The 22615-nt window shown below is 65.8% G+C and carries 16 protein-coding genes; 9 read left to right on the top strand and 7 right to left on the bottom strand.

Features of this window, described 5'->3' with window-relative positions; all coding sequences use genetic code 11:
* The first annotated feature begins 73 nt into the window (after positions 1 to 73).
* The 3 genes from NHH88_04785 to NHH88_04795 all read left to right on the top strand — a co-directional run bounded on the left by NHH88_04785 (position 74) and on the right by NHH88_04795 (position 2841).
* Positions 74 to 823 (top strand): HAMP domain-containing histidine kinase, encoded by a 750-nt coding sequence (locus tag NHH88_04785; protein ID USX15117.1) that lies wholly within the window; start codon positions 74 to 76, stop codon positions 821 to 823.
* Positions 820 to 2517: a response regulator gene (locus NHH88_04790; protein USX15118.1), complete on the top strand. Its 1698-nt coding sequence runs from the start codon at positions 820 to 822 to the stop codon at positions 2515 to 2517. The genes NHH88_04785 and NHH88_04790 overlap by 4 nt, the downstream gene beginning before the upstream one ends.
* A 108-nt stretch (positions 2518 to 2625) precedes the next feature.
* Positions 2626 to 2841 (top strand): hypothetical protein, encoded by a 216-nt coding sequence (locus NHH88_04795; GenBank protein USX15119.1) that lies wholly within the window; start codon positions 2626 to 2628, stop codon positions 2839 to 2841.
* Positions 2842 to 2876: 35 nt separating this feature from the next.
* Here NHH88_04795 and NHH88_04800 read toward each other — a convergent pair whose 3' ends face one another.
* Positions 2877 to 3647, bottom strand: coding sequence for a hypothetical protein (locus tag NHH88_04800; protein ID USX15120.1), 771 nt, complete (start codon positions 3645 to 3647; stop codon positions 2877 to 2879).
* A 172-nt stretch (positions 3648 to 3819) separates the two neighbouring features.
* Between NHH88_04800 and NHH88_04805 the strand changes: the two genes are divergently transcribed.
* From NHH88_04805 to NHH88_04825, 5 genes are all read left to right on the top strand, one after another.
* On the top strand, positions 3820 to 5010 hold the full coding sequence (locus NHH88_04805) for a DUF3108 domain-containing protein (GenBank protein USX15121.1): 1191 nt from the start codon (positions 3820 to 3822) through the stop codon (positions 5008 to 5010).
* A 1-nt stretch (position 5011) separates the two neighbouring features.
* Complete coding sequence (locus NHH88_04810) at positions 5012 to 5785, top strand: DUF3108 domain-containing protein (GenBank protein USX15122.1); 774 nt, start codon at positions 5012 to 5014, stop codon at positions 5783 to 5785.
* 138 nt (positions 5786 to 5923) lie between these two features.
* Positions 5924 to 7300, top strand: coding sequence for a hypothetical protein (locus NHH88_04815; protein ID USX15123.1), 1377 nt, complete (start codon positions 5924 to 5926; stop codon positions 7298 to 7300).
* Complete coding sequence (locus NHH88_04820; GenBank protein USX15124.1) at positions 7293 to 8108, top strand: hypothetical protein; 816 nt, start codon at positions 7293 to 7295, stop codon at positions 8106 to 8108. Before NHH88_04815 ends, NHH88_04820 begins: the two co-directional genes overlap by 8 nt.
* A gap of 3 nt (positions 8109 to 8111) precedes the next feature.
* The gene (locus NHH88_04825) at positions 8112 to 10943 is read left to right on the top strand and encodes a chromosome segregation protein SMC (GenBank protein USX15125.1); all 2832 of its coding nucleotides are present in this window, start codon (positions 8112 to 8114) and stop codon (positions 10941 to 10943) included.
* On the opposite strand, the gene NHH88_04830 is transcribed toward NHH88_04825, so the two are convergent.
* From NHH88_04830 to NHH88_04845, 4 genes are all read right to left on the bottom strand, one after another.
* A complete protein-coding gene (locus NHH88_04830) occupies positions 10940 to 11482 on the bottom strand; it encodes a hypothetical protein (GenBank protein USX15126.1) in 543 nt (180 codons plus the stop codon). The two genes, NHH88_04825 and NHH88_04830, sit on opposite strands and share 4 nt — an antisense overlap.
* Before the next feature lie 101 nt (positions 11483 to 11583).
* Entirely contained in the window at positions 11584 to 11826 is a 243-nt protein-coding gene (locus NHH88_04835) for a helix-turn-helix transcriptional regulator (protein USX15127.1), read from the bottom strand.
* The gene (locus NHH88_04840) at positions 11826 to 12347 is read right to left on the bottom strand and encodes a DUF2975 domain-containing protein (GenBank protein USX15128.1); all 522 of its coding nucleotides are present in this window, start codon (positions 12345 to 12347) and stop codon (positions 11826 to 11828) included. Before NHH88_04840 ends, NHH88_04835 begins: the two co-directional genes overlap by 1 nt.
* Positions 12348 to 12432: 85 nt before the next feature.
* Positions 12433 to 12966, bottom strand: a complete 534-nt coding sequence (locus NHH88_04845; GenBank protein USX15129.1) for a hypothetical protein — start codon at positions 12964 to 12966, stop codon at positions 12433 to 12435.
* 244 nt (positions 12967 to 13210) lie between these two features.
* On the opposite strand from NHH88_04845, the gene NHH88_04850 reads away from it, so the two are divergent.
* A complete protein-coding gene (locus tag NHH88_04850) occupies positions 13211 to 15670 on the top strand; it encodes a prolyl oligopeptidase family serine peptidase (protein USX15130.1) in 2460 nt (819 codons plus the stop codon).
* A 305-nt stretch (positions 15671 to 15975) separates the two neighbouring features.
* Here the strand turns inward: NHH88_04850 and NHH88_04855 are convergent, their stop codons facing one another.
* On the bottom strand, positions 15976 to 20559 hold the full coding sequence (locus NHH88_04855) for a translocation/assembly module TamB domain-containing protein (protein USX15131.1): 4584 nt from the start codon (positions 20557 to 20559) through the stop codon (positions 15976 to 15978).
* Positions 20559 to 22499 carry an autotransporter assembly complex protein TamA gene (locus tag NHH88_04860; protein USX15132.1) on the bottom strand — a complete coding sequence of 647 codons (1941 nt, stop codon included), beginning with the start codon at positions 22497 to 22499 and terminating at the stop codon, positions 20559 to 20561. Before NHH88_04860 ends, NHH88_04855 begins: the two co-directional genes overlap by 1 nt.
* Between the last annotated feature and the right edge of the window lie 116 nt (positions 22500 to 22615).

Genomic DNA, 22615 nt, shown 5'->3' on the forward strand with positions numbered 1-22615 from the left:
GCCATCCCGGCGTTGGCTTGGCTATATCCCGCAGGATATAATCACCCTTTGAACCGGGCGCGAGCACCGCACAATGGACGAAGACCAAGCGCAGCACTACGAGGGATCGCCAGAGTTGTTGATGTTCCTGGCGTCGACGGTGCACGACATGAAGAACTCGATCAGCGTCCTCAGCGGCACGCTGGAGAACCTGATCGCCGCCTCTGCCCCGGCCTCCGCGCCGCCTCCTTCCGCCGTCGCGGATCAGCCCCAATACGGGCAGCTGGGCCAGATGCTGTACCAGACCCGCCGCCTCAACGACAACCTGATCCAGTTGCTAGCGTTGTACAAGGAGGTGGGCAAACCCGGTTATCCGTTCGATCCCGCCGCCCACCGCGTCAGCGAGTTGGTCGACCAGGTCAAGGGCCAGGCGCGCATCCTGCTGCAATCGCGCGGCGTCACGCTCGATGTCGATTTTCCGGCGGACGCCATCTGGACCTTCGACGAGGACCTGATCATCGGTGTGCTGGTCCACGCCATCAACAACGCCATCCGCTACACGCGCGACCGCATCCGTCTGGCCGTCAAAATCGATGGCGACTACCTGGAGCTGCGCGTGGAGGACAACGGCGACGGCTTCCCGCCGGCGATCCTGGAGACCGGCGCCGAAGCCATGAAGTCCGGCGGCAGCAAGGTCAACTTCCTCAGCAACAGCAGCGGCCTCGGTCTGTACTTTTCCAGCGAAGTGGCGAAGATGCACAAGCATCGCCAGCGCCATGGCGGCATCGCCCTGGAAAACGGCGGCGCGCTTGGCGGCGGCTGCTTCGTCCTGCGGCTTCCATGAACGCGGAAACCCCAACCAGCGGCGACATCGATTGGGCCGAGAAGCGCTATCTGCTGGTCGACGATTTTGTCGGCATCCGCCAGTTGCTGCGCGAATCGCTGCGCAACCTCGGCGCCAAGCATATCGACCAGGCGGCCAGCGGCGGCGAGGCGATCGTGCTCCTGTCGAAGACGCGCTATGACGTCGTCATGTGCGACTACAACCTCGGCGACGGCAAGAACGGCCAGCAGGTGCTGGAGGAGGCGCGCCTGCGCAACCTGATGCTGCCCAGCAGCGTGTGGCTGATGGTCTCGGCCGAGAAAAGCGTGGAGTCGGTGATGGGCGCGGCCGAGCACCAACCGGACGCCTACATCATCAAGCCGATCACCGAGGGCGTTTTGTTGACGCGCCTGAACCGCGTGTGGAACAAGAAGCAGATCTTCCGCGAGATCGACCAGGCTTTCGCCGACAAGGACTACCTGCGCGCGGCGCGCCTGTGCGAGGAACAGATCGCGCTCTATCCACTGCACGAGATCGACCTGCAGCGGATGAAGGCCACCTTGCTGCTCAAAAGCGGCGTGCCGGAACAGGCGCGCGCCGTGTACGAGAAGGTGCTCGAGGAGCGCGACTACAACTGGGCGCGCTGCGGCCTGGGGAAGATCCGCATGAGCGCCGGCGAGCTGGAAGCGGCGCAGCAGATGTTCCAGGCGGTGATCGCCGACAACCGCTTTTACATCGACGCCTTCGACCAGCTGGCGCTGACGTACCAGCAGCAGGGCAAGCACGAGGAAGCCTTCGGCGTGCTGGAAAAAGCCGCCAAGCTGTCGCCCAATTCGGTGCCGCGCCAGCGCGCGTTCGGCCAGACGGCGCTCAAGCTGGGAAATATCCCGGTGGCGGAAAAAGCCTTCCGCAAATGCATAGAGATGGGCGAGTACTCGGTGGCCAAGACGGTCGACGCGTATTTCGGCCTGGCGCGCGTGTGCGGCCAGAAGAACGACACCAAGGAAGCGATACGGTTGCTGAACGCGGCGGTCCATCAATTCGGCGGCGACCAGGTCACCTTGCGCGCCAAGATCACCGAGGGCCTGGTCTACCACGAGAGCGGCGACTATCGTCGCGCGCGCAAATCCGGCGACGAACTGGAGGCGATGCTGGCCGACGACACCAAGCAGCGCCCGGACAGCACCACCTGCCTCGATATGGCGACGTTGCTGTTCGCCGTCGGCGTCAAGGACGCGCCGGTGACCTTGCTGTGCTACGTGGCGCGCAACAACCATGACAACGCGCCGCTGCTCGAGGATGTGCAGAAGATCTTCGACAAGGCGCGCATGGGCGACGAGGGCATCGAGTTGATCAAGGCCTCGCGCCAGGAGGCGGCCGACATGATGAACAAGGGCGTGCTGCTGTGGAAGACCGGTAAGTTGATCGAGGCGGTCGAATGGATGCGCGTGGCGCGCAAGGCGCTGCCGCACAATATGCGCATTCTGTTTAATTCGGCGCAGATCCTGATCTCGCAACTGCACCAAACTGGCTATGTGCGCGAGCTGGCGGAGGAGGCGATCGGGGTGTTGATGCATGTTGACGCGATCGCCCCGGGCCAGTTGCGGTTCGCGCAGCTGATGGAGCAGCTGGCGATGCTGGCGCCGGTGTCCGGCGTCGTGGCGGCGGCAGCGGCGAGCGAGTACGAGGCCGCCAACGGCGCGGTTCCCGACTGATGCCGGTGACGGATGGGCGCAACACCCAACTTGTTTATGGGTCACCTAATGATTACACTGAATCGCGGCGCAGCCCTGTCTGCGCCTTGAAATAAAGGGCAAAACAATATGCGTGATATCGCAAAAGAAGTGTATACGAAGATGAAAGTGGGCAGCGTGGCCTGGATACGGCCGGTCGCAGCCAAGGGAGATACCCTCGACAGTTTTCAGTCCGCCCACGACAGCGCCAAGCTGCTCGAGGAAGAGGGCTTGATCGATATCGAAAAAGTGCAGCGCCAGGAAGACGGCATGATCGACGCCATCCGCATCCAGCGCCTGGCCTGAGGCCGGGCGCCGAACGCGGGCTCGCCGTGGTCTGATTAAGGTTTTTCGGCGCCGGGCTTGCCGGCCTTCGGCGATGCGGTTTTGGCCGGTGCCTTTTTCGGGGCCGGCTTGACGGCAGCAGGGTCGGCGGCCGGTGCGGCGCTGGCGGTTTTCGTGGTGCTGGCGCCAGCGTCCGCAGCGGCGGGCTTGCCGGCGGCCGTGGCGGCGGTGGCGAATTTGACCGCCGTATCGGTGGCGCGCGCGGCGGCATCGGCCATCATCGACTCGGACGCCATCGCCGTCGATACGGCCTGCTTGAATTGATCCTGCAGCAGATTCCACCACACGGCCGGATTGGGCATCTGGGCGGCGGCGTCCGGGACCGGCTTGGACGGCGGCGCGGCGTCCGGCGCCTTGGGCGCGGCTTGCTGCGCCGTAGCGGGAGCGGGAGCCGATGCCGGGGCGGCCGATGGCGCCGGCGGCCATGACGGCGTGCTGGCGGGCGCCTTGTCGGCCTCGCGGGCGTGGTGGAAGAAGGCCGACGCGTACGGGTTGGCGTCGAAGATCGACTTGTCGTTGGCGCCCGTGTTGACGGCGGCGGCCAGGCTGGCGCCGACGGATTTGAGCGTGGCGATGGTCCCGCGCTGCACTTCGAGCGCCTGGATGCTACCGCGCAGCATGCTCATATTGAGGTTCAACCAGGCCTCGACGGCCTTCAGATCGTTGATCTTCTTATCCAGTTCCTCGACCGACAGCGTCGGCGCCGTCAAACCGGGCACGCTCATGCTGCCCCACAGGTTTTTGACAAAATCTAAAGTATCCGTCATCACTCCGGCGCCTGGGATGTGCGGCATCTGCGTATTGGCCATAACTGTCTCCTGTGGTTTTAGCATTCAGCGTAGCAGATATCCGGGCCGCATTCAAAAAGATTTTGACAACATTTCCATCGGCGCGAGGCGGCGAAGCGATGGCTTTGTCCGAACACGTTAAACTAGCGGCATGACGATTGTTTCCTACCTCTTTCAACGCCGACGCCTGCTGGTCGTATGCGCGGCCACCCTGGCACTGCATTTCGCGGCGATCGACTGGGCGGGCAATCACCTCGGCTCCTCCGCGCCGCGTACTTCGCCCCATCCACCGTCGGTGATGACGGCGCAATTGCGACTGACCTTGCCCAAGCGCGTCGAGAGCGCGCCGCTGGTCGACGTCAAGCCGCTCACGCCGCAGGATGCGCCGCGTCCCCGCGTCAAGCGCGCGCCGCCGCCCAGGGCACTGCCGCCACCGCCGGAATCGGCGCCGGCCAACGACGCGCTGACCGCCATCGCCGCCACTCCGGTGCTGGCCGACGCTCCTTCGACCGAAAGCGGCGGTGACGGCGCGCCGGCCGGCGGCAAGGATGGGAAGGCCCAGGCCGGGGCGGCGCAGGCGCAAACCGGCACGCCGCCGGCACCCGCCGAGGCGCCGACGCCGGCGCCGGCCGTGCCGGCCGAGGCCGCGCCGCAGGGCGGGCGGCGTTACAAAGTGCATCTGCCGCCGTCGGCCAAGTTCGACATGGCGGTGGCGCGGGTGGACGCCGACGGCACCAAATGGACGGGCTCCGCGTCGATGACGTGGCATACTGACGGCAGCCGTTACGACGCCTCGCTCGAAGCCGGCGTCAGCCTGTTGGTGACGCGCGTCAACTTGTTGGTGCTGCGCAGCGAAGGCGTCATCGACGACTACGGCATCGCCCCCGTCAGGGTCACCGAAAAGCGCACGCGCAGGGCGGAGACCGCGACCCACTTCAACCGCGACCAGGGCACGATCACGTTCTCGGCGTCCGAGCGCAGCTATCCGCTGCTGACCGGCGCGCAGGACAAGGCGACGGTGCCGTTCCAACTGGGCGGCATCGGCCGCGCCGACGTCAACCAGCTAGGCGGCGACATCGACCTGCAGGTGGGCGACGAGAAGGAGGCGACGATCTTCCGCTTCCAGCTGGTCGGCGAGGAAGAATTGAACACCAAGATGGGCAAGCTGGTCACCTGGCACCTGACGCGCCCGCCCAAGCCGGGCACGTATTCGTCGCGGCTGGACATATGGCTGGCGCCGGGCATGAACTGGTACCCGGTCCAGATGCGCAACACTGAAGCGAGCGGCGCGCTGACCACGCAGACCGTCTCCAATATTACGATGACAGACCCCGGAAAATAACATGCAAAAAACCCTAACCATTCGCCTGCTGGGCGCCGCCGTGCTGCTGGCATTGTCCGCCGGCGCCATGAGCGCCCGCGCGGCCGGCGACGCCCCCGGCGCCCATCCGAGCGCCAAGCGGGCGCACAGCGAACCGCCGTCGGCGGACCTGAACTACAACATCACGGCCAAACAGCACGGGCTGACGATCAACGGCACGGCGGTCGTGCAATGGCGCGTCGGCGACGGCAAGTACTCGCTGGCGGTGGAAAGCCGCGCCGCCATCTTCGGCAAGATCCTCGAAACGCGCAGCGAAGGGCTGATCGACGACTACGGCCTGGCGCCGGTAGCGTTCTATGAAAAGCGCTTCCGCAAGGAGGCCAACACCACCAGCTTCAAGCGCGACACCAAGACCATCAGCTTCAGCGTCGGCGACGAGACCTACCCGATCAAGGGCGGCGAGCAGGATCGCGCCAGCATCCAGTGGCAGATCGCCTCGCAGGCGCGGGCCGCGCCGGACAAGTTCAAGCCGGGCAGCGAGTGGGCTTACTTTGTCGCCGGCCGCCGCAATGCCGAGCAGTGGAGCTTCAAGGTCGCCAACGTCGAGCCGGTGCAGACCGGCGGCGGCGAGGTCAGCGCCGTCCACCTGGTGCGCCAGCCGCTCGACGACGACAAGGGCTCGCAGGTCGACCTGTGGCTGGCGCCGTCGATGGACTGGTACCCGGTGCGGGTGGTGTTCAAGGACGCCGACGGCGACTTCGTCGACCAGACCCTGGATAAAGTTGCCAAGAAATAATTATGTGTGTGGCCCCGTGTGCCCGGGGCCGTATACAAATGGCGGACCCGACCCCGCCCGCCTGCTATACTGACGCCCCCGCGATGATGATGCTTTGTTGCACGATTTGCAATCGCGTTGCGACCAGAATGGCAGAGAATGATTGAACCTATAACAAGTGAGTCCGCGTCCGATCCGGCGCTGGACCAGCAAGACACGCAAAACAGCCTCCAGGCGCACTTCAAGCCGAACATCTCGGCCGACGAAATCGAGCAGGTCTACCACCTGAAACGCGCGCAGCCGCTGCTGCAGGTGTTTACGGCGCTGTTCCATGGCGGTTTCGACGGCGTGCTGGTGCGCCTGCTGGTGCTGCGTGAGCTGGCCTCCGACACCGCGTCGGCCAGCTTCAGCCGCGCCGACATCAACACCCGCCTGGCCTATCTGCTCCCCGAGAGCCTGGAGACGGTGCTGATGCGCCTGCGTACCAACCAGCTGCTGGCCTGGGACGCGCAGCACGCCGTCTACCGCGTCACGCCGATGGCGCGCAACGTGCTGTCGGCGATCGACGCGCTGCTGGCCATGGGCAAGGAAGAAGATCCGGCCGACATGGGCTACCTGCTGTCGCAGGTGGCCGGCGCCCAGGTGATGGGCGGCGTCACCGTCGACCAGCTGCAGCATTTGCTGGGCCGCCTGGTCGAACTGACCGAGGAATTCTCCGACGCCATCGCCTCCGGCTCCGAGTTCCGCCTGCGCGCCTCGCAGGCCAAGTGGCACATGGCCTGCGACTGGGTCGAGAAGGGCTCCGAGATCCTGCGCGCCATCCTGTCCGACGAAAACGCCGACAGCGCCACCCACCGCGCGGCGCAGGCCATCGGCCGCGCGCAATCGGCGCTGCTCAACATGCAGGGCATGTTCTCGCGCGCCCTGAACCAGATCGAGCGCCAGCGCGTTCACCTGGGCCAGTCCGGCCTGTCGACCACCGACATCAAGCGCTGGCTGCTGCTGCACGAAGACCTGGCCTCGCTGGCCGAAGGCGCCATCGACCAGCCGGTCGTGCCGCTGTTTATCACCCCGGCCGAAATGATCGACGTCGCCGAGACCGAGCTGCTGGCCGACCGCGCCGTTAGCGCCGTTTCCGGCGGCCTGCCGTCCGGCGAGGACGCGCCGACCACCATCAGCGACGGCCCGGCGATGCAGCAGGAGCTCGACGAATGGCTCTCGCGCCTGTCCGACTTCGCCACCCTGGCCAAGTTGCCGGCGCCCGCCGCCGGCGAGCCCGCGCCATCGATCCCGGTGCAGGATTCGCTGCTGCCGGCGACCTTCGCCGTGGCGTCCTACCGCGCCTCGCTGCTGCCGCTGCTGGGCGACGCCGACGAAGCGCGCCTGCAGGGCGCCACCGGCGACCTGGCACGCCTGCCGGTCACCTTCAACCCCTGCGACGAAATGGTGCAGCTGCCCGATTTGCACGTGGCGGCGATGTCCCTGGCCTCCCTCTCACTTTCTTTGAAACCGGAAGGCGACAAGTCCGATGAATGACGATTCCCAAATCCTGATCGCGCGCCTGCTGACGCATCAACACCTGCGCCGCGACGACAAACTGGTCAAGCGCGTGCTGTCGGACGAGTTGTTCCGCGCCGAAGTGGACGCGCGCCTGCTGGCGACCGGCCTCAAACTGCTCGACAACGTCTACGCCGACCACGTGACCCTGGCGCTGCACCGTGCCATCGAACCGAAGATCTTCGGCGCGCGCGACGTCTGGCAAAACAATAACTTCGGCCTGTCGCGCGATGGCGTGGCCCTGCTGGTCGTGCTGTGGGCGCAGATCATCCTGCCCAAGCGCGAACGCCAGGAGACCCACCAGCACGCGGACGACGAACAGAACGACATGTTCGGCATCGAGAAGCCGCTGCCCCGCGCCGAGGACACCTCGATCGGCATCGCCTACAAGGCGCTGCTGGCCGACTTCGGCGACAAGTTGGGCAAGAAGACCCGCCTCGATATGAACCTCGGCATCCTCGCCAAGTTGGGTTTCATCGAGCGTCGCGGCGACGTCATCGTCGAAGGCCCGCTGCTGGACCTGATGATGGACACCGACCAGCTGAAGGAGCGCATCATCAACGGTGCGCTGGCCGACGTCTTTAAACGCTCGCCGGCACAGGTCATTCCGGTGCCCCGCCGCACGCCGCCGATCGCCGTCGACGACGACGAACCGGCAGCGGAGCAGGCGGCCGAAGAAGTTGAAGACGACATCGTGCCGGCGTTCGACATCCCGGCCGACAGCCTGCCCGACGCTTCGCCTTCCGACGCGCCAGCCGACGACACCGACCTGCCCACCAAGGACTAAACCATGTTTCACATCAAATCGTTAGAACTGGTCCACTGGGATTACTGGCAGCGCATCAAGAACATCCCGCTGGACGCCAAGATCATCACCATCGCCGGCCAGAACGGCTCCGGCAAGACCACCTTGCTCGACGCGCTGCGCACCTTGTTCGGCCTCGATTGCTCGATGGGCCGCACCTACAAGCACTACGCGCGCCACAGCGGCCAGCAGACCGCCTGGCTGCGCGCCGTGGTCGACAACAAGAACGTCGGCAAGCAGCTGTCGAACCGTCCGTTCCGCAGCTCCGGCTTTTTCAGCGACGACGAAGTCACGCTGTTCTGCCAGATCCAGAAGAACGGCGGCGACTGGAAGCGCCAGTACCTTATGCGTCCCGGTAACGTGCAGATCGAAGACATCGGCGAAGCCGGCAACGACTGGCTCGGCGTCGAGAACTACCGCAAGCGCCTGGCCAACGCCGGCCTGTCGCCGGCGATGGCCAAAGTGCTGGCGCTCGAGCAGGGCGAAACCGACAAGCTGTGCGAATACGCGCCGCGCCAGTTGCTCGACCTGGTGTTCCAGGTCTTCGGCGACAAGGAAGTGCTGGACGCGTACGACGAAGCCAAGCGCCACCAGCGCGACACCGAAGTCGAACTGAAACGCTTCGAAACCGAACTGGAAGCTTCCAAGACCAACCTGGAAGGCCTGCGCCTGCGCGTGGCCAATTACCACCAGTGGGAAGACCTGAACAAGGAACGCCGCAACCTGCAGGAAGAAGTGCTGCCCACGCTGGAATACCACGAGGCGCGCGAAAAGCACGGCAACGTGAGCCGCCAGCTGCGCGAGGCGCGCAAGCCGCTGATGCAGGCAGACCAGCAGATCACCGACAAGCGCAACCAGCTGGCCGCGCAGGCGAAAGCCCTGACCGACGCGCAGCAGCACGAGACGGTGCTGGAGCAGGAATCGACGTCGCTGCAAACGCGCCTGACGCACATCAACGGCAAACTGAAACCGCTCGACAGCCTGCTGGAACAGAAGGTGCGCCTGCAAAAGCTGGCCGCCGATTCCGGCGCCGATTTGGCCGAAGTGGCGCAGCAGCTGCAGGAAAAGGAAATCGAGCTGGCGCGCCAGCGCAACGCGCGCGACGCCATCGCGTCGAAGATCGCCGGCGAGCTGTCGACCATCTCGGCGTTGCAGGGCAAGACCGCGATGCCGGAGCCGGAAGCCCAGCGCACCATGCGCCGCGCGCTGAACGACGCCGGCATCGGCCACGCCATGCTGTCCGACATCGTCGAGGTGACGGATGCGCGCTGGCAGGGCGCGATCGAGGGCGTCCTTGGCGGCTATGCCTCGGTGGTGCTGCTGGATAAATCCAGCGACGCCTCGGCGGCCTACCGCCTGGCGGAGAAAGAACGCTATCGCCACTTCATCGTGCCGGACCTGGTCAATGCGCCGACCGTCAAGGACGACAGCCTGATGTCGGTGGTGAAGTTCTCGGCCAAGGTTCCGGCCTGGCTGGTGGAACAGCTGTCGCGCATCACGCGCGTGGACACCGTCGATGCCGGTGCCAAGTTGGGCAACCACGAAGAGTGGATCACGCCTGACGCCTACCACCGCGAACGCCGCGGCGGCCGCTCGCTGTTCGTGGAAGTCTCGCGCTACCGCTTCGGTTCCGCCGGCCGCACGCAGCGTATGGAAGCGATCCAACGATCGCTGCCGGCGCTGGAGGCGCAGGAGGATGCGCTGACGTTGATCGTCTCGAAGCTGGCGTCGGAAATCAGCGCGCTGAAAACCCGCCTGGCCGGCGTCGACGCCGCCAAGGAACTGGCCGCGCGCCAGGACGAATTCGACGAGGCCGCGCGCAACGCCGTGCCGTTGAAGGAAGAACGCACCGAAGTCGGCACACGCCTGGGCGAGCTGCAAAACCTGATCAAGAACGCCGTCGTCACGCGCACCCGCGCCGACACGACGTGGCAGAACGCGCGCTTCGCCCTGTCGGAAGCGGAAGCCGGCATGCGCCTCAACAACAAGCGTCAGATCGAGCAGCGCGCCGATCACGCGCGCGCCTTGCTGGCGTTGCGCAAGTCGTGGCGCCATCTGCCGAAAAGCTGGCGCCGTCCGGAACGCCGCCTGCGCCTGGTCAAAGACCACCAGAATGCGCACCAGGTCAACCTGCGCATCCACAGCCTGGAGGCCAGCCTGGCGCGCAGCGACTGGGAACTGGATGCGACGGTCATCGACCAGTACCAGCGCCTGAACGACCAGCTCAGCGGCCGCCAGTCCGAGACCGAGGAGCGCCGCTACCAGAACAACCGCGCCATCGAGGCCACCGGCAACGCCCGGGGCGCCTACATGGAGCGGCTGCGCTACACCATCAAGACCTACTCCAAGAACATCAAGGAGCTGGGCGAGCTGGCGGGCATCGAGGTGCACTCCGATCCGGTGCGCCTGGAGAACGACGACGTGCAGCTGGCGCAGGCCGGCCTGCACGTGCGCTTCAAGTTCGACGGCAAGGGCATCATCGGCATGAACGACGGCGAAGCGTCCGGCGGCCAGCAGGTGATGAAATCGCTGGTGCTGCTGATTGGTTTGCTGAAGTCGGAAGACGGCTCCGGCGGCTTCGTGTTCATCGACGAACCGTTCGCCCACCTGGATATCCGTAACATCCAGCTGGTCGGTGAGTTCCTGAAGAATACCGACGCCCAGTACCTGATGACGACCCCGCTGACGCACAACACGGACGTCTACGATCCTTCCGAACTGACGCTCATCACGAGTAAAAAGAAGAAGGATACTGAGTGGGCGCAGCCGATCTTCGTGCTGCAGCGCCGGACCGACGGCGCCGCCAAGGTGGCTTAAGTGGTCGTAATGCCCAACAGCTGATCGAGCTGGCGGGCGAGGGCGGCGGCGGTTTCGCTGCCGCGCGCCTTCTGCACCGCCTCGATATAGGGGTGGCGCAGTTCGCGCAGCTCGGCCACGCTGCTGGCTTTTTCCACCTTCAACTGCAAGGTGAAGCCGCGCAGGCCGATGGTGTTCTTGATGGTCTTGTTGTAGAAATCATAAATCGACTGGAACTGCGCGATCTGCGCCGTTTGCGCAAACTGCTGGGCCTGCGACTGCGCCGCCGGTGCCGGTTCGGCCAATGACAATTCGGCCAGCGCGGGTTCTTCGGCCAGCGCCACGTAGCTGGTCGCCACCACGATGTAGCCATGCTCCAGCAATTCCGCCAGCGCGCTCGCGCCCAGGCCCAGCCCCGCGACGTTGCGCAGCAGTTCTTCCTCCGTGCGCCGGCCATCGATCAGGACCAGCAAGGTGCGCAGACGCGGCGCAAGCTGATACTTGCGCGTGGCGATCTCCTCCTTGCCCTTGGCGGTCTTGTCGTAGATGGACGTGTTCATAGCTATGCGAATTATTGCTGTGCGGATACTTCAGGATATCACCCTTTGCATCCCGCCCCGCAGCATAACGATAGCACTGTCGTTTAAAAGGCGTGGCATTTTTATACGCTTTCATCGCCGTCATCACCGGCCGCGCCATCGTCCGGCGTCCACTCGAGGATGTCGCCGGGCTGGCATTCGAGCCGTTCGCAGATCTTCTCCAGCGTGGCGAAACGGATGCCCTTGACCTTGCCCGACTTGAGCAGCGACAGGTTCTGTTCCGTGATGCCGACATAGGCCGCCAGCTCGCGCGATTTGATCTTGCGCCGCGCCAGCATCAGGTCGAGATTGATCAGTATCGCCATCAGATGAAGCTTTCGTTTTCCTCCGCCAGACGGCGGCCTTCCTGCATCAGCCGCGTGATCAGGTAGAACAGAGCGCACACCAGCATCATCATCAGCTGCTCGGAATTGAACTTCATCACAACCTCGCATTGGCCGCTTTGCATCGCGCATAAGGCCAGCGCGCGGACCGGCAGTTCGAGGATGGACAGGCCGGTCGCCAGCAAGGTGGCGCCGGCGAACATGCGCAGGTGGCCGATGGACTCGGCGGTGAACAGGTCGAGCCGGTGGAAATTGAGCAGCAGGCGGTCCAGGCGCCACAATCCATACGTGAGCACCACGAGCGCGGGCAGCCCGACCGCCGCGCCGACCGCCCGCTGCGCCGGCGTCATCGCCAGCTTGGCGGCGGTGCTGATGCCGGTGTCGGTCAGCTGTACGGCAATCGCGCCCAGGGCTGATTCGAAATCCGTCCACGCCAGCACGAACATCACCGCTTGCACGCCTATGCACGCCCACAGCAGGGCCCGGGCAAAACCTGTCTTCATCATCGCCTCCGTTAAAAATTATCGTTTTACAGCAAATAATTGCTGCTGCATAGTTAATTTTTGCCGCGATGAGACGATTGCGTGCCTATTTGATATCGAAGATGTCGATCGGGCGTGGCAGCGGCTTCTGGCTTTTATGCCAACGCACCAGCAGCAGGCTGTAGGTGGCGTAGTAGCCGGCCAGCAGGCCGACCAGCACCGCCGTGATGGGGTTGCCCAGGAAGTCCGGGTCCAGCGGCAGGCCGTCGTGCATGTGCAGGTACGCTTCGAACAGGCGGAAGATCAGGCGGCTGACGAACAGCATCGTCACCAGCAGCGGAATGCGGCGGTCCGGCGTGTAGAAGAAGCCGTCCGGCTTGTTCTCCAGGCGCGTCAGGCGCAGGTTGCGGTAGCCGAGCAGCACGCCGACGACGGCGCCGGCGACCAGCGCGCCGAGGGCGATCCACTTGCCGATCAGCAGGCCCAACATTACTAGAAGCACCACGGACATCGCGCTCGCCATCGCGTAATGGCGCCACAGTTCGGACTTGGTGCGCACCATCATTTTTTTCAGCCGGGAGTAAATACGCCACACCGCCAGTGGTACCAGCAGTAGCAACGTCAGCGTCGTCATTTCCATAATCTATCCAACCGCGTGATTCGAAGAACTGCGATTGTACGCGAGAGCGGGAAGGGAGAGCAGAGCAGGTCCCAGCGCAGCGCCGCACTTCAATCTTCTGTGCGGCGTTGCAGCATGACGTTACAGATTGTCACGACTGATTGTCACCACATTGCTGCGCGCATTGACATTCGCGTTGAGCATAAGCACACTGAACTACAGCAATACCGCAGCAGCCCCGCGATTCTGGACCGAAAGGACATCCATGAACAAACAGATTCCCATGCTGCCCCTGAATTTAGGTTTGATGGCCGCCTCGCCGCAGGCCGGCGCGCAGGAAGGCGGCTACCGTTTGCCGCCAGCCGCCCTGCAGGCCATCGTCGATGCGCCGCGCGCCCCGGCGCTCAGTCTCAGTCCCCAACGCGACCTCGCCGCCGTGGTTCAAACACCGCCCTTGCCGGGCATCGCCGAAGTGGCGCAGCCTGAGCTCAAACTGGCCGGCCTGCGCATCAATCCGCGCACATGCTCGTCCTCGCGCTTCTCGTTCGGCACCGATCTGGCGCTGCTCGATATCGCCACGCAGAAGGAAACCCGCATCCGCGGCCTGCCGCGCGGCCTGCGCCTGTCGGACCTGGCCTGGTCGCCGGACCAGCGCTACCTGGCCTTCACGCACATGGCCTTCAAGGGCGAGCGCGGCGCGGTCGAACTGTGGCTGGTCGATATCGCCGCCCGCAAGGCCGGCCGGCTGTCGGCGCAGCCGCTGTCGGCGGTGCTCACGCGCGGCTTCAACTGGCTGCCCGACAGCAGCGGCCTGCTGGTGCACTGGCGTCCCACCGGCATGGGCAAGGCGCCGCAATCGACCGGCATTCCGTCCGGTCCGATCCAGCAGGACAGCGAGGCCGATGGCGCCATGCGCCAGCTGCGCACCTATCAGGACTTGCTCAAGAACGAGGACGACGCCCGCCTGTTCGAGCACTATGTCACGGTGCAGATGGTGCTGCTCGACCTGCACGGCAAGGGACGCATGATCGGCGCGCCCGGCCAGTATTCGCGCACCTCGATCGCGCCGGGCGGCGAGTATCTGCTCACGCAGAGCATCACGCGGCCATACTCGTACATCGTGCCGGCCAACAGCTTCGGCGAGCGTGTCGATGTGCGCAACCTCGATGGCGAATTGCTGCACACGGTGGCCACCCTGCCGCTGGAGGAGGGCCTGCCGCCGGGGAACGACGCCGTGTCCGATGGCGTGCGCCACGTGTCGTGGCGGGCCGACGCGCCCGCGTCGCTGGTGTGGGCCGAGGCGCAGGACGGCGGCGATCCGGCGCGTGCGGTGGTCGACGGCATCCGCGACCTGGTGTACCTGCATGCGGCGCCGTTCGCCGAACCGCCCAAGGTGCTGGCGCGGCTGACGATGCGCTACGCCGGCATCGCCTGGGGCAGGGAGGATGTCGCGCTGATCAACGAGCGCTGGCACAAGGCGCGCGACTACAAGCAGTGGATGATCGCGCCCGGCCATTTGTCGACACCGCCGGAACTGATTTACGCCGGCTCCTACGAGGACCGCTACAGCAGTCCCGGCTCGCCGGTCATGCGCGCCGACGCCACCGGTTTTCCGCGTCTGCTGATCGGGCCTGGCACCACCATCCTGCTAGATGGCGCCGGGGCCACGCCGGAAGGCGACCGGCCCTTCATCGACCGCCTAAGCCTGACGACCAAGCAGAAAACGCGGTTGTTCCAGAGCGAGGCGCCGTACTTCGAAAACGTGGCGGCGGTGCTCAACGACGACGGCACCTTGTTGATGACGACGCGCGAGTCGCCTACCGAGCGACCCAATTACTATCTGCGCGACCTGACCAAGCCGGCCGACAAGCAGCTGCGCGCGCTGACCGACTATCCGCATCCGACGCCGCAGTTGAAGGATGTGCGCAAGGAGCAGATCCGCTATCCGCGCAACGACGGCGTCGAGCTGACGGCCACCCTGATGCTGCCGCCGGGTTATGAGCAGGAGCGCGACGGCCCGCTGCCGCTGCTGATGTGGGCCTACCCGCAGGAGTTCAAGTCGGCCGGCGCGGCCAGCCAGACCACCGGTTCGCCATACCGTTTCAATTCGGTCAGTTACTGGGGGCCGGCGGCGTTCCTGGCGATGGGGTATGCGGTGCTGGACAATCCGTCGTTCCCGATCATCGGCAGCGGCGAGGAGGAGCCCAACGACACCTATCTGCCGCAGCTGGTGGCGGACGCGCAGGCAGCGGTGGACGAGGTGGTGCGGCGCGGCGTGGCCGACCGCCATCGCATCGCCATCGGCGGGCATTCGTATGGGGCCTTCATGACCGGTAACCTGCTGGCGCATACGCGCTTGTTCCGGGCCGGGATTGCGCGCAGCGGCGCTTACAACCGCACCTTGACGCCATTCGGCTTCCAGTCGGAGGAGCGGCCGTTCTGGCAGGCGCCGGACGTGTACCAGGCGATGTCGCCGTTTAATAACGCCGACAAGATCAAGGATGCGATGCTGTTGATCCACGGCGAGGAGGACAGCAATTCCGGCACCTTCCCATTACAGAGCGAGCGCATGTTCCAGGCGATCAAAGGACTGGGCGGGACGGCGCGGCTGGTGATGCTGCCTAAGGAGTCGCACGCCTATCGGGCGCGCGAATCGATCCTGCATATGCTGTATGAGACCAACGCCTGGCTGGATAAGTACGTGCGCCAGGCGAAACCGGTGTAATCGGCGGGCGTCGTAGAATGGACGCCCGCCCTTTTATCTGGAGTGAAGATCATGGAATTCGTCACCTCACACCGCGCCCCCGATCCGTTGCCGGACGATGACACGGCGCCGCCGTCACCGCCCCATGTGCCGCACCCGGTGCCGCAGGACGACCCGGTGCCGGACCACAATCCCAGCTGACGCAACGGGCATCATGTTATGCCGGAAATCACGTAGGGCGGATTAGCGCAGCGTAATCGGCCATGTGTGAGCCGCCGATGGCGCATACATGGCCGATTACGGCGTTCCGCCTAATCCGCCCTACGTTAATCGAACGCCCAGGTGTACAACACGTCCAAGGCGTTATTGGTCCCGGTCTGGAACTGTAAGGTGATGCGCGGATTGAGCTTGTAGCGCAGCTTGACCAGACTGGTGGCCGTCCCCGCGCCCTGCTCGAAACTGAGGTAGGCGCGCGACGAGATGCGTTTGCCGATGGTGACCACGGTGTTCTGCAACCCGGTCGCCGCGCCGGCCGACGATGTGCCCGACGCCTGTCCCACACCCAGTTCGTCCAATCCGAGCTTGCCCGCCAGTTTGCCCGTGCCGCCACCGCCGCTGCCGCCGAACAGCGCGCCGGCGGCGGTGCTGAGCAGCGCCATGTCGTTGCCGGCCGTGTTCTCGATGCCGTGGCCCAGCACCAGCCATGACAGCTTGTCGCTGTCCGGCACCGTCGGCGTTGATACCAGCTTGGCCGCCGGCGCCAGCGCCGTGCCGCGCACCTCCACGCCCGCTTCCACATTGCTCTCGCTGAGCTGCTCGCCCTCCGGCCGGCGGCGCACCGCCAGGATGTTCAGGCCCGGATTGTCGTAGGCGCCGGTGAAGTTGATCACGCCACGCTCGATCGCCAGCTTTTGGCCGTACGCGGCATAGGTGCCGTCGACCACGCGGATGCTGCCGTTGACCCGTGGCGGTCGGCGGTCGGCGATGCGGATGCGCACCGCGCCCGCCAGCCGCGCGTCCAGCCCTTTGCCTTGCAGCTTGAACGAGTCGCCAAGATCGGCTTCGACGTCGACATTGAGCGGCATGCCTTGCGCGGGCTTGGTCTGCGGCGCGCTCTTGCCGACGATGACCACGTCGTTGCTGATGGTCGGTCCGCCTTCGCCGGCCAGCTCGATGTTGGCGCGGTCGGCGCGGAATTTGCCGTCAAGCTGGAAGCGTTTGGCGTCGCGCGTCAGCGAGCTTTGGCCGCTGACGACCAGGATGCGGTCCGGCCGCGAAAGGATCTCCAGCTTGTCGGCGGTGAGCTTGAGCGCCATCGTCGCCTCGTTGCCGGCGTAACGTATCCAGCCGTCGGCCAGCGCGCGGCCCTCGGCGCCGTCAAAGCTGAGCTTTTGCAGTTGCAGCTGGTCGCCCGCCAGGCGCGCCTGCAGCACGCCGTTGCGCAGCTTGATGCCTTCGTCGGGCAGGTTGACCACCAGCTTGTCGCCGTTGATGTCGCCGTTCAGTTGCGGCGCGCCCAGGGTGCCGCTGCCGGAAATGGCCAGCTTCAGGGTGCCGTCGATTTCCAGTCCCGGCTGGCCGGCCAGCGGCGCGAGCCAGGCCAGCGAACCCATATTGGCGTTGCCCTCCAGCGTGAACGGGCTGGCGTCGGCCAGCCGGCCTTCGCGCAGCTGCGCGCTGCCATCGATGCGGGCCTGGCCCACACGGGTGCCGTCCACATCGAGTTGGGTGCGCAGGGTGCCGTTGTTGACGTCGACGCGCGCATCGAGCTTGGTCAGCCCCAGCGCCTGCGACAGGTCGGCGCCGATGATGGTCAGGTCACCCTGTTCGCGGAACACGTGGAACGAGCCGCCCAGTACCGGGGCGCTGTTCTTGGTGCCTGCTTGCAGATTGAGGCCCCAATCGGCGCCGATGGTCAGGTTGCCGCGCACGTTCTCGCGCCATGCATCGGACAGCTGGCCCAGGTAGTTGACCGGCACGGCGTTCGCCTGGCCCTTGCTGCGCCAGGCGCCGCCGTTTTTCTCGACGCTGTCGATGCGGATCGCGCCGTCGCGGATCTTGATGGTGGCGTTGGTCAGCGAGATTTTCTCGGGACGCGACAAACCTGCGACGCCGCTGCCATCCGGCGCCACCAGGCGCAGTGGTGCCGGCGCGACGAGGTTGAGTGCGAAGCGGCCCTTGTTTTGCAGCGAGTCGATGGTGCCGGTCCAGGCGTCGTCGGCCCAGGCGCCCTTGACCCGCAGCGAGGCGTCGAAGCGCGGATTGCTGGCGCTGACCTCGATCGTGTGGCCGCTGCGGGAGCCGCTGGTTTGCAGTCGCGCCTTGTCGATCTTGATCGATGGCGATTCGTAGAGCGTGATTTCGATGTCGCTCACCAGCGGCACGTCGGCCATGGGGTCTCTATTGCCTTCGCGGTTGGCCGCGCGGCGGGCGCCGGTGGACGCGGGCGCGGAGGCCGCCATCGCCACCGTGTTACCCAAGGTCGCGCTGCCACGGATGGCGGCGATCTGCTGCTGGCCCGGCAGGCGCAGGGCGCTGGCGTCGAGCGTGAGCGAGATCGCCGGACGGGCGCTGGTGCCCGACAGGGTGCCGTTGGCGCGCAGCGCGCCGCCGAACGGCGGTCCGAGCGCGGCCAGTTGCGGCGCTTCGAGCTTCCACTCCAGCTTATCGAGCGCGCTGCCGAAACTGCCCTTGGCCAGCAAGCGGTTGGTCGCCAGGCGCAGGTCGATGTCGGCGTCGCGGATTTCGTCTTTGCGGGCCGTCAGTTTGGCGTAGCCGGACAGCGGCGCGCTGGCCAGCGTGGACTGTTGCAAGGTCAGGTTCAGCCCCGCGCGCCAGTCGTCCGACAGTTGCGCGTCGGCGGTGAAGGTGGCGTTAATGGCGCCGCTCTGTGCCGTGCCGAAGGCGGCCGGGTTGAGGCGCTGCACGGTGCCGGTCATTTTGACTTCGGGGATTTTCTTCGCGCCGGCCAGCGCCACGTTGCCGCTGGCGTGGATCAGGCTATCGGGCGCGGGGCGCTTGGCAGAAGCCAGTCCCAGTCCCTTGGCGTCGGCCTCGAAACTGCTGCGCGGCGCCTGCATGGTGCCGGTGACGACGCCGCTGGCCTGAATGGCGCCCAGCAGGTCGCTGCTGACGGCCGACAGCTGGCGGGCGTCGACCTTCCACCGCAACTGCTCGCCCGGCGCGCCAAAGCTGCCGGTGATCTCGGCGTTATTCTGCGCCATCGTCACCTTGGCGTTGACGCCGCTGATATGTTTGGCGTCGGCGTTGAGTTTGCCGTTGCCGGTCAGCGGTTGCCCGAGTAGTTTGCTCGGCTTGATCTGGAAGTCGGCCGCCACCTGCCATGCCGGCGCGATGGCGCCGCTGGCGTTGACGTCGGCGTTCAGGTCGGCGACCGGGAGGCCGGCGCCCAGCGCGGATGGATCGAAATGGTCGGCGCGCAGCTTGGCGCTGAACGCTTGCTTATCCTTCAGGCTCAATTGGCCGGTGGCGCTGATCGTGCCTTTTTTCGCTTGCAGGCGCGCTTGTTGCAGTTGCAGCAGTGCGTCGGCCAGGGTGGCCTGCACGTCCAGCTTCAGGCCGGCCTGCGCCAGGTTGGCGTTCAGGGTTTGCTTGGTCGGCGTGCTGGAAAGCGCGATGTCGCCAGCCACCGTCGTCTTGTTGGCGCTGGTGTGCAGGTGGCTCAGATCGAGGCGGTCGGTGTGCAGCTTGAAGTTGGCGACATCGATGCCCGCGTCCGGCCCCTTGCGCTGGACGTCGCCGCCTCCGGTGAAGTGGCCGGCCGCGCCCAGGTCGAGCAGCACGTTTTCCAGCAGCGAGGCGGTCAGGGTGCCGCCCAGGCGGCCGCTGAAGATTTGCAGCGGCAGCGCCTCGCGGTCGATCGGGCCTGCCTTGTCCTGGTTCACCAGCGCGAACTGGCCGGACAGCTTCTGGTCCGGCGTGATGGCCGCCGTCACCTTGAGGTTGAACTTCGCCGGCGGCAGGCCGGCCTCGAAGCCGGCCGGATTGACGTCGCGCGCGGTCAGGTCGATGGCGCGCAGGATGATCGGGTCGAACGGTGCGAGCGACAGCGTGGCGTCGCCGCTGGCCGGTCCGGCTTCGCCCTGCGCCTTGAGGTTGAGCAGCGCCAGGCTGCCGGCGGCGGTCACGTTCAATTGGGCGGGGATGGCCGCGGTGGCGCTGTCGGCGGCAGCGATGGAATGGGCGGCAGGGGCGGAGGTGGTCCCGGCGGACGGCTTGGCGGCGGGGACGATGGTCTGGGTCAGCGACGCCTTGCCCTGCAGCGCGAACGGCTTGTCGGCGGCGATGGTCAGGTCGGCCTTTGCGTTGCCGAACGGCGTCTTGGCCGATGCCTCCTGAAGGTGCCAGCTGGTCTTGTCGCCATACAGCTCGAAGCGCACGTTTTCGATGACGTTGGTGCCGGTCTCGCTGACCAGGGTCAGTTTGTCGAGGCGGGCGTCGGAAAGACTGAGGCGGAACGGCGCTGCCAAGGATTCGGGCATCTTGGCCGGCTCGGACGGTCCCAGGCTCTGCACCGTCAGCGCGGCGACATGCAGTTCGCTGATGGCCAGGCCTTCGGAGAAGTACTGCAACGGCGACCAGTTGATGTCGATGCTCTGCGCGGTGATGACGCTGTCCTTGCCGCGATAGGCCAGCTTACCGATGTGCATGCGGTGGTACAGCGATCCGCTGACGTCGGTGACGGCGATGCTGCCGCCGCTGGCCTTGGAGACGCGCGCGACCAGCTGCTGCAAGGTCGATTCGCGGCCCAGCAGCCAGAAGGCGCCGGCCAGCAGCACGACCAGCACCGCCAGTGAAATCAGGACGCGGCGCGGCCAGCGGCGCGGGCGGGGGGAAGCGACAGCGGAATCGGGACCGCCCGGCTGCTCGGTGTTGTTATGGTCGGCCATCAGAAGGTGAATCCCAGCGAGAAGTGCAAACGATATTTTTGAACCGCGTGTCCGTACGCGACATCGACGTTGATCGGACCCACAGGACTTTTCCAGCGCGCGCCGATGCCATAGCCGGACTTGGGATGCAGGGCGCTGAAGCTGTCGCCGGCGTTACCGGCGTCGTAGAACACCGCCGCGCCGTACTGCGGCTTGAACCAGTACTGGTATTCGGCGCTGGCGGTGGCCAGATAGCGCCCGCCGACGGTGGCGTCGCCCTGTTTGACGCCCAGTTCCTGGTAGGCGTAGCCGCGCACCGACTGGTCGCCGCCGGCGCGGAACAGGTACACGGCCGGCACGCCGACCTTGCTGCGCGAACCGAGCGCGCCGACTTCCGCGCGCAGGATGATGTTGGAGGTGGTGTTCAACGGCAGGTAGTAGATGCCGCGCGTGTAGGCGCGCACGAAGGCCTCGTCGGTCAGGATCGGCAGCAGCGCGCCGCCCACCTGGGCGTTGAGCGCGTAGCCCTTGGTCGGCATCAGCAGGTTGTCGACCTTGCGCCAGGTGGTGGCGTACGTCAGCGGCAAGCTTTTGCTGGTCACCGATTCCTGGCCCTGCACGGTCTTGGTCTCGGACAGCAGCTCGAGCGAGATGCTGCGTTCGAGCAGCGGCGTGCCCCACGCGCGCTTGGCGGCGACGCTGGTCACGGCGGTGACTTCGCCCTCGATGTCGCTGCGTTCGTAGGAAGCGCCGATGCTATGGTTGTAGCCATCAGACGTGACGGGGAAGTAGAAGTCGCCGCGCGCGGTCTGGCGCTTGGTTTCCAGGGTCAGCGCGCTTTTCAGGCGCAGGCCGAAGATAGCCAGGTCGTCATAGGTCAGCGACGCGCGGTTGCCGGTGTTGGTACTGTAACCGAGACCGGCGCTGACGTTCTTGCGCTTGTTCTCGGTCACGCGCACCAGCAGCGGCAGCGGCGCCATCGACGCCGCGTTGTCCGAGCGGGGCATAGGAACGGCTGCTGCTGCGGCGGCGGCGGGGTCGGCGCCCGGCGGCGGGGCGGTCGCGGCGGCGGCCTCCAGCTGCTCGTTGAGGATCGCGCTCATGTCGGCGCTTACTTCCACGCTGCTGAAATAGCCGGTGTCCTGCAGGCGCGATTGGTACGACTGCAGCGCCGCCTCGCTGTAATAGTCGCCCGGATCGATCGGGTTCAAATTGGTGATCACCGATTCCGGGTAGCGCTTCAAACCTTCGATGCGCAGTTCGCCGAAGCGCAGTTCGGGGCCGCTGTCGAGCACCACCCGCAGATTGGCCTGGCGGCTTTCCGGATCGATGGTGGCCTGGCTCTCCAGCAGCTGGGCGCGCGGATAGCGGGTCTGCACCACCTGGCGCAGCAGGGCACGCTTGGAGGCTTCCCAGTCGTCCTGGCGGAAGATTTCACCGCGTTTCAGCGCCCAGGTCCCCCTCAGCGCGTCGGGGTTGAACTGGTTGCTGGCGCGCTGTTCCGGGTTGGGCGGGAAACCTTGCAGAACGATCTCGACCTCGCCCACGCGCACCGGCTCGCCTGCGGCGACCGTGACCTGCACCACCAGCGGCGTCGCATCACGGTCGAGTTTGACGCTGACCTCGGGCGAGTAATAGCCGGCGGTGGCGACCAGGGTGCGGATCTGTTCCGGCGTCGTGCGTACCAGTCTGAACAGCTGCTCGCGGGTCATGCGGGCATTGCCGCGAAAACGCATCAGATCGAGGTTTTTCTCCAGCAGCTCTTCGAGCTCATCGGGCGCGTCGATGTTGACCGTGTACTTGATGCCGGTCGAGACCAGCGGGGCGGGGGAGGCTGGTTTCGCCTCCGGTTGCGGTGCGGCCTGGACCTCCGCCGGAGCGGCGGCGGGTGCCGGCGCTTGATCGGACGTTTGGTCCGTGGATTGCCCGGTGGTTTGTCCAAAAACGGGGCCGGCAGTCATCACGGCGCCCGTCGCGAAGGCCAGTAACAGTGTAAATGCTGCGTGGCGGCAAGATACTTTTGGCGCGAGTTGTGCCAAAATTCGTGATCTTGCCGATTTTTTTGCTGGCGATGCCG

Source organism: Oxalobacteraceae bacterium OTU3CAMAD1, assembly GCA_024123915.1.
GTDB lineage: Bacteria > Pseudomonadota > Gammaproteobacteria > Burkholderiales > Burkholderiaceae_D > Rugamonas.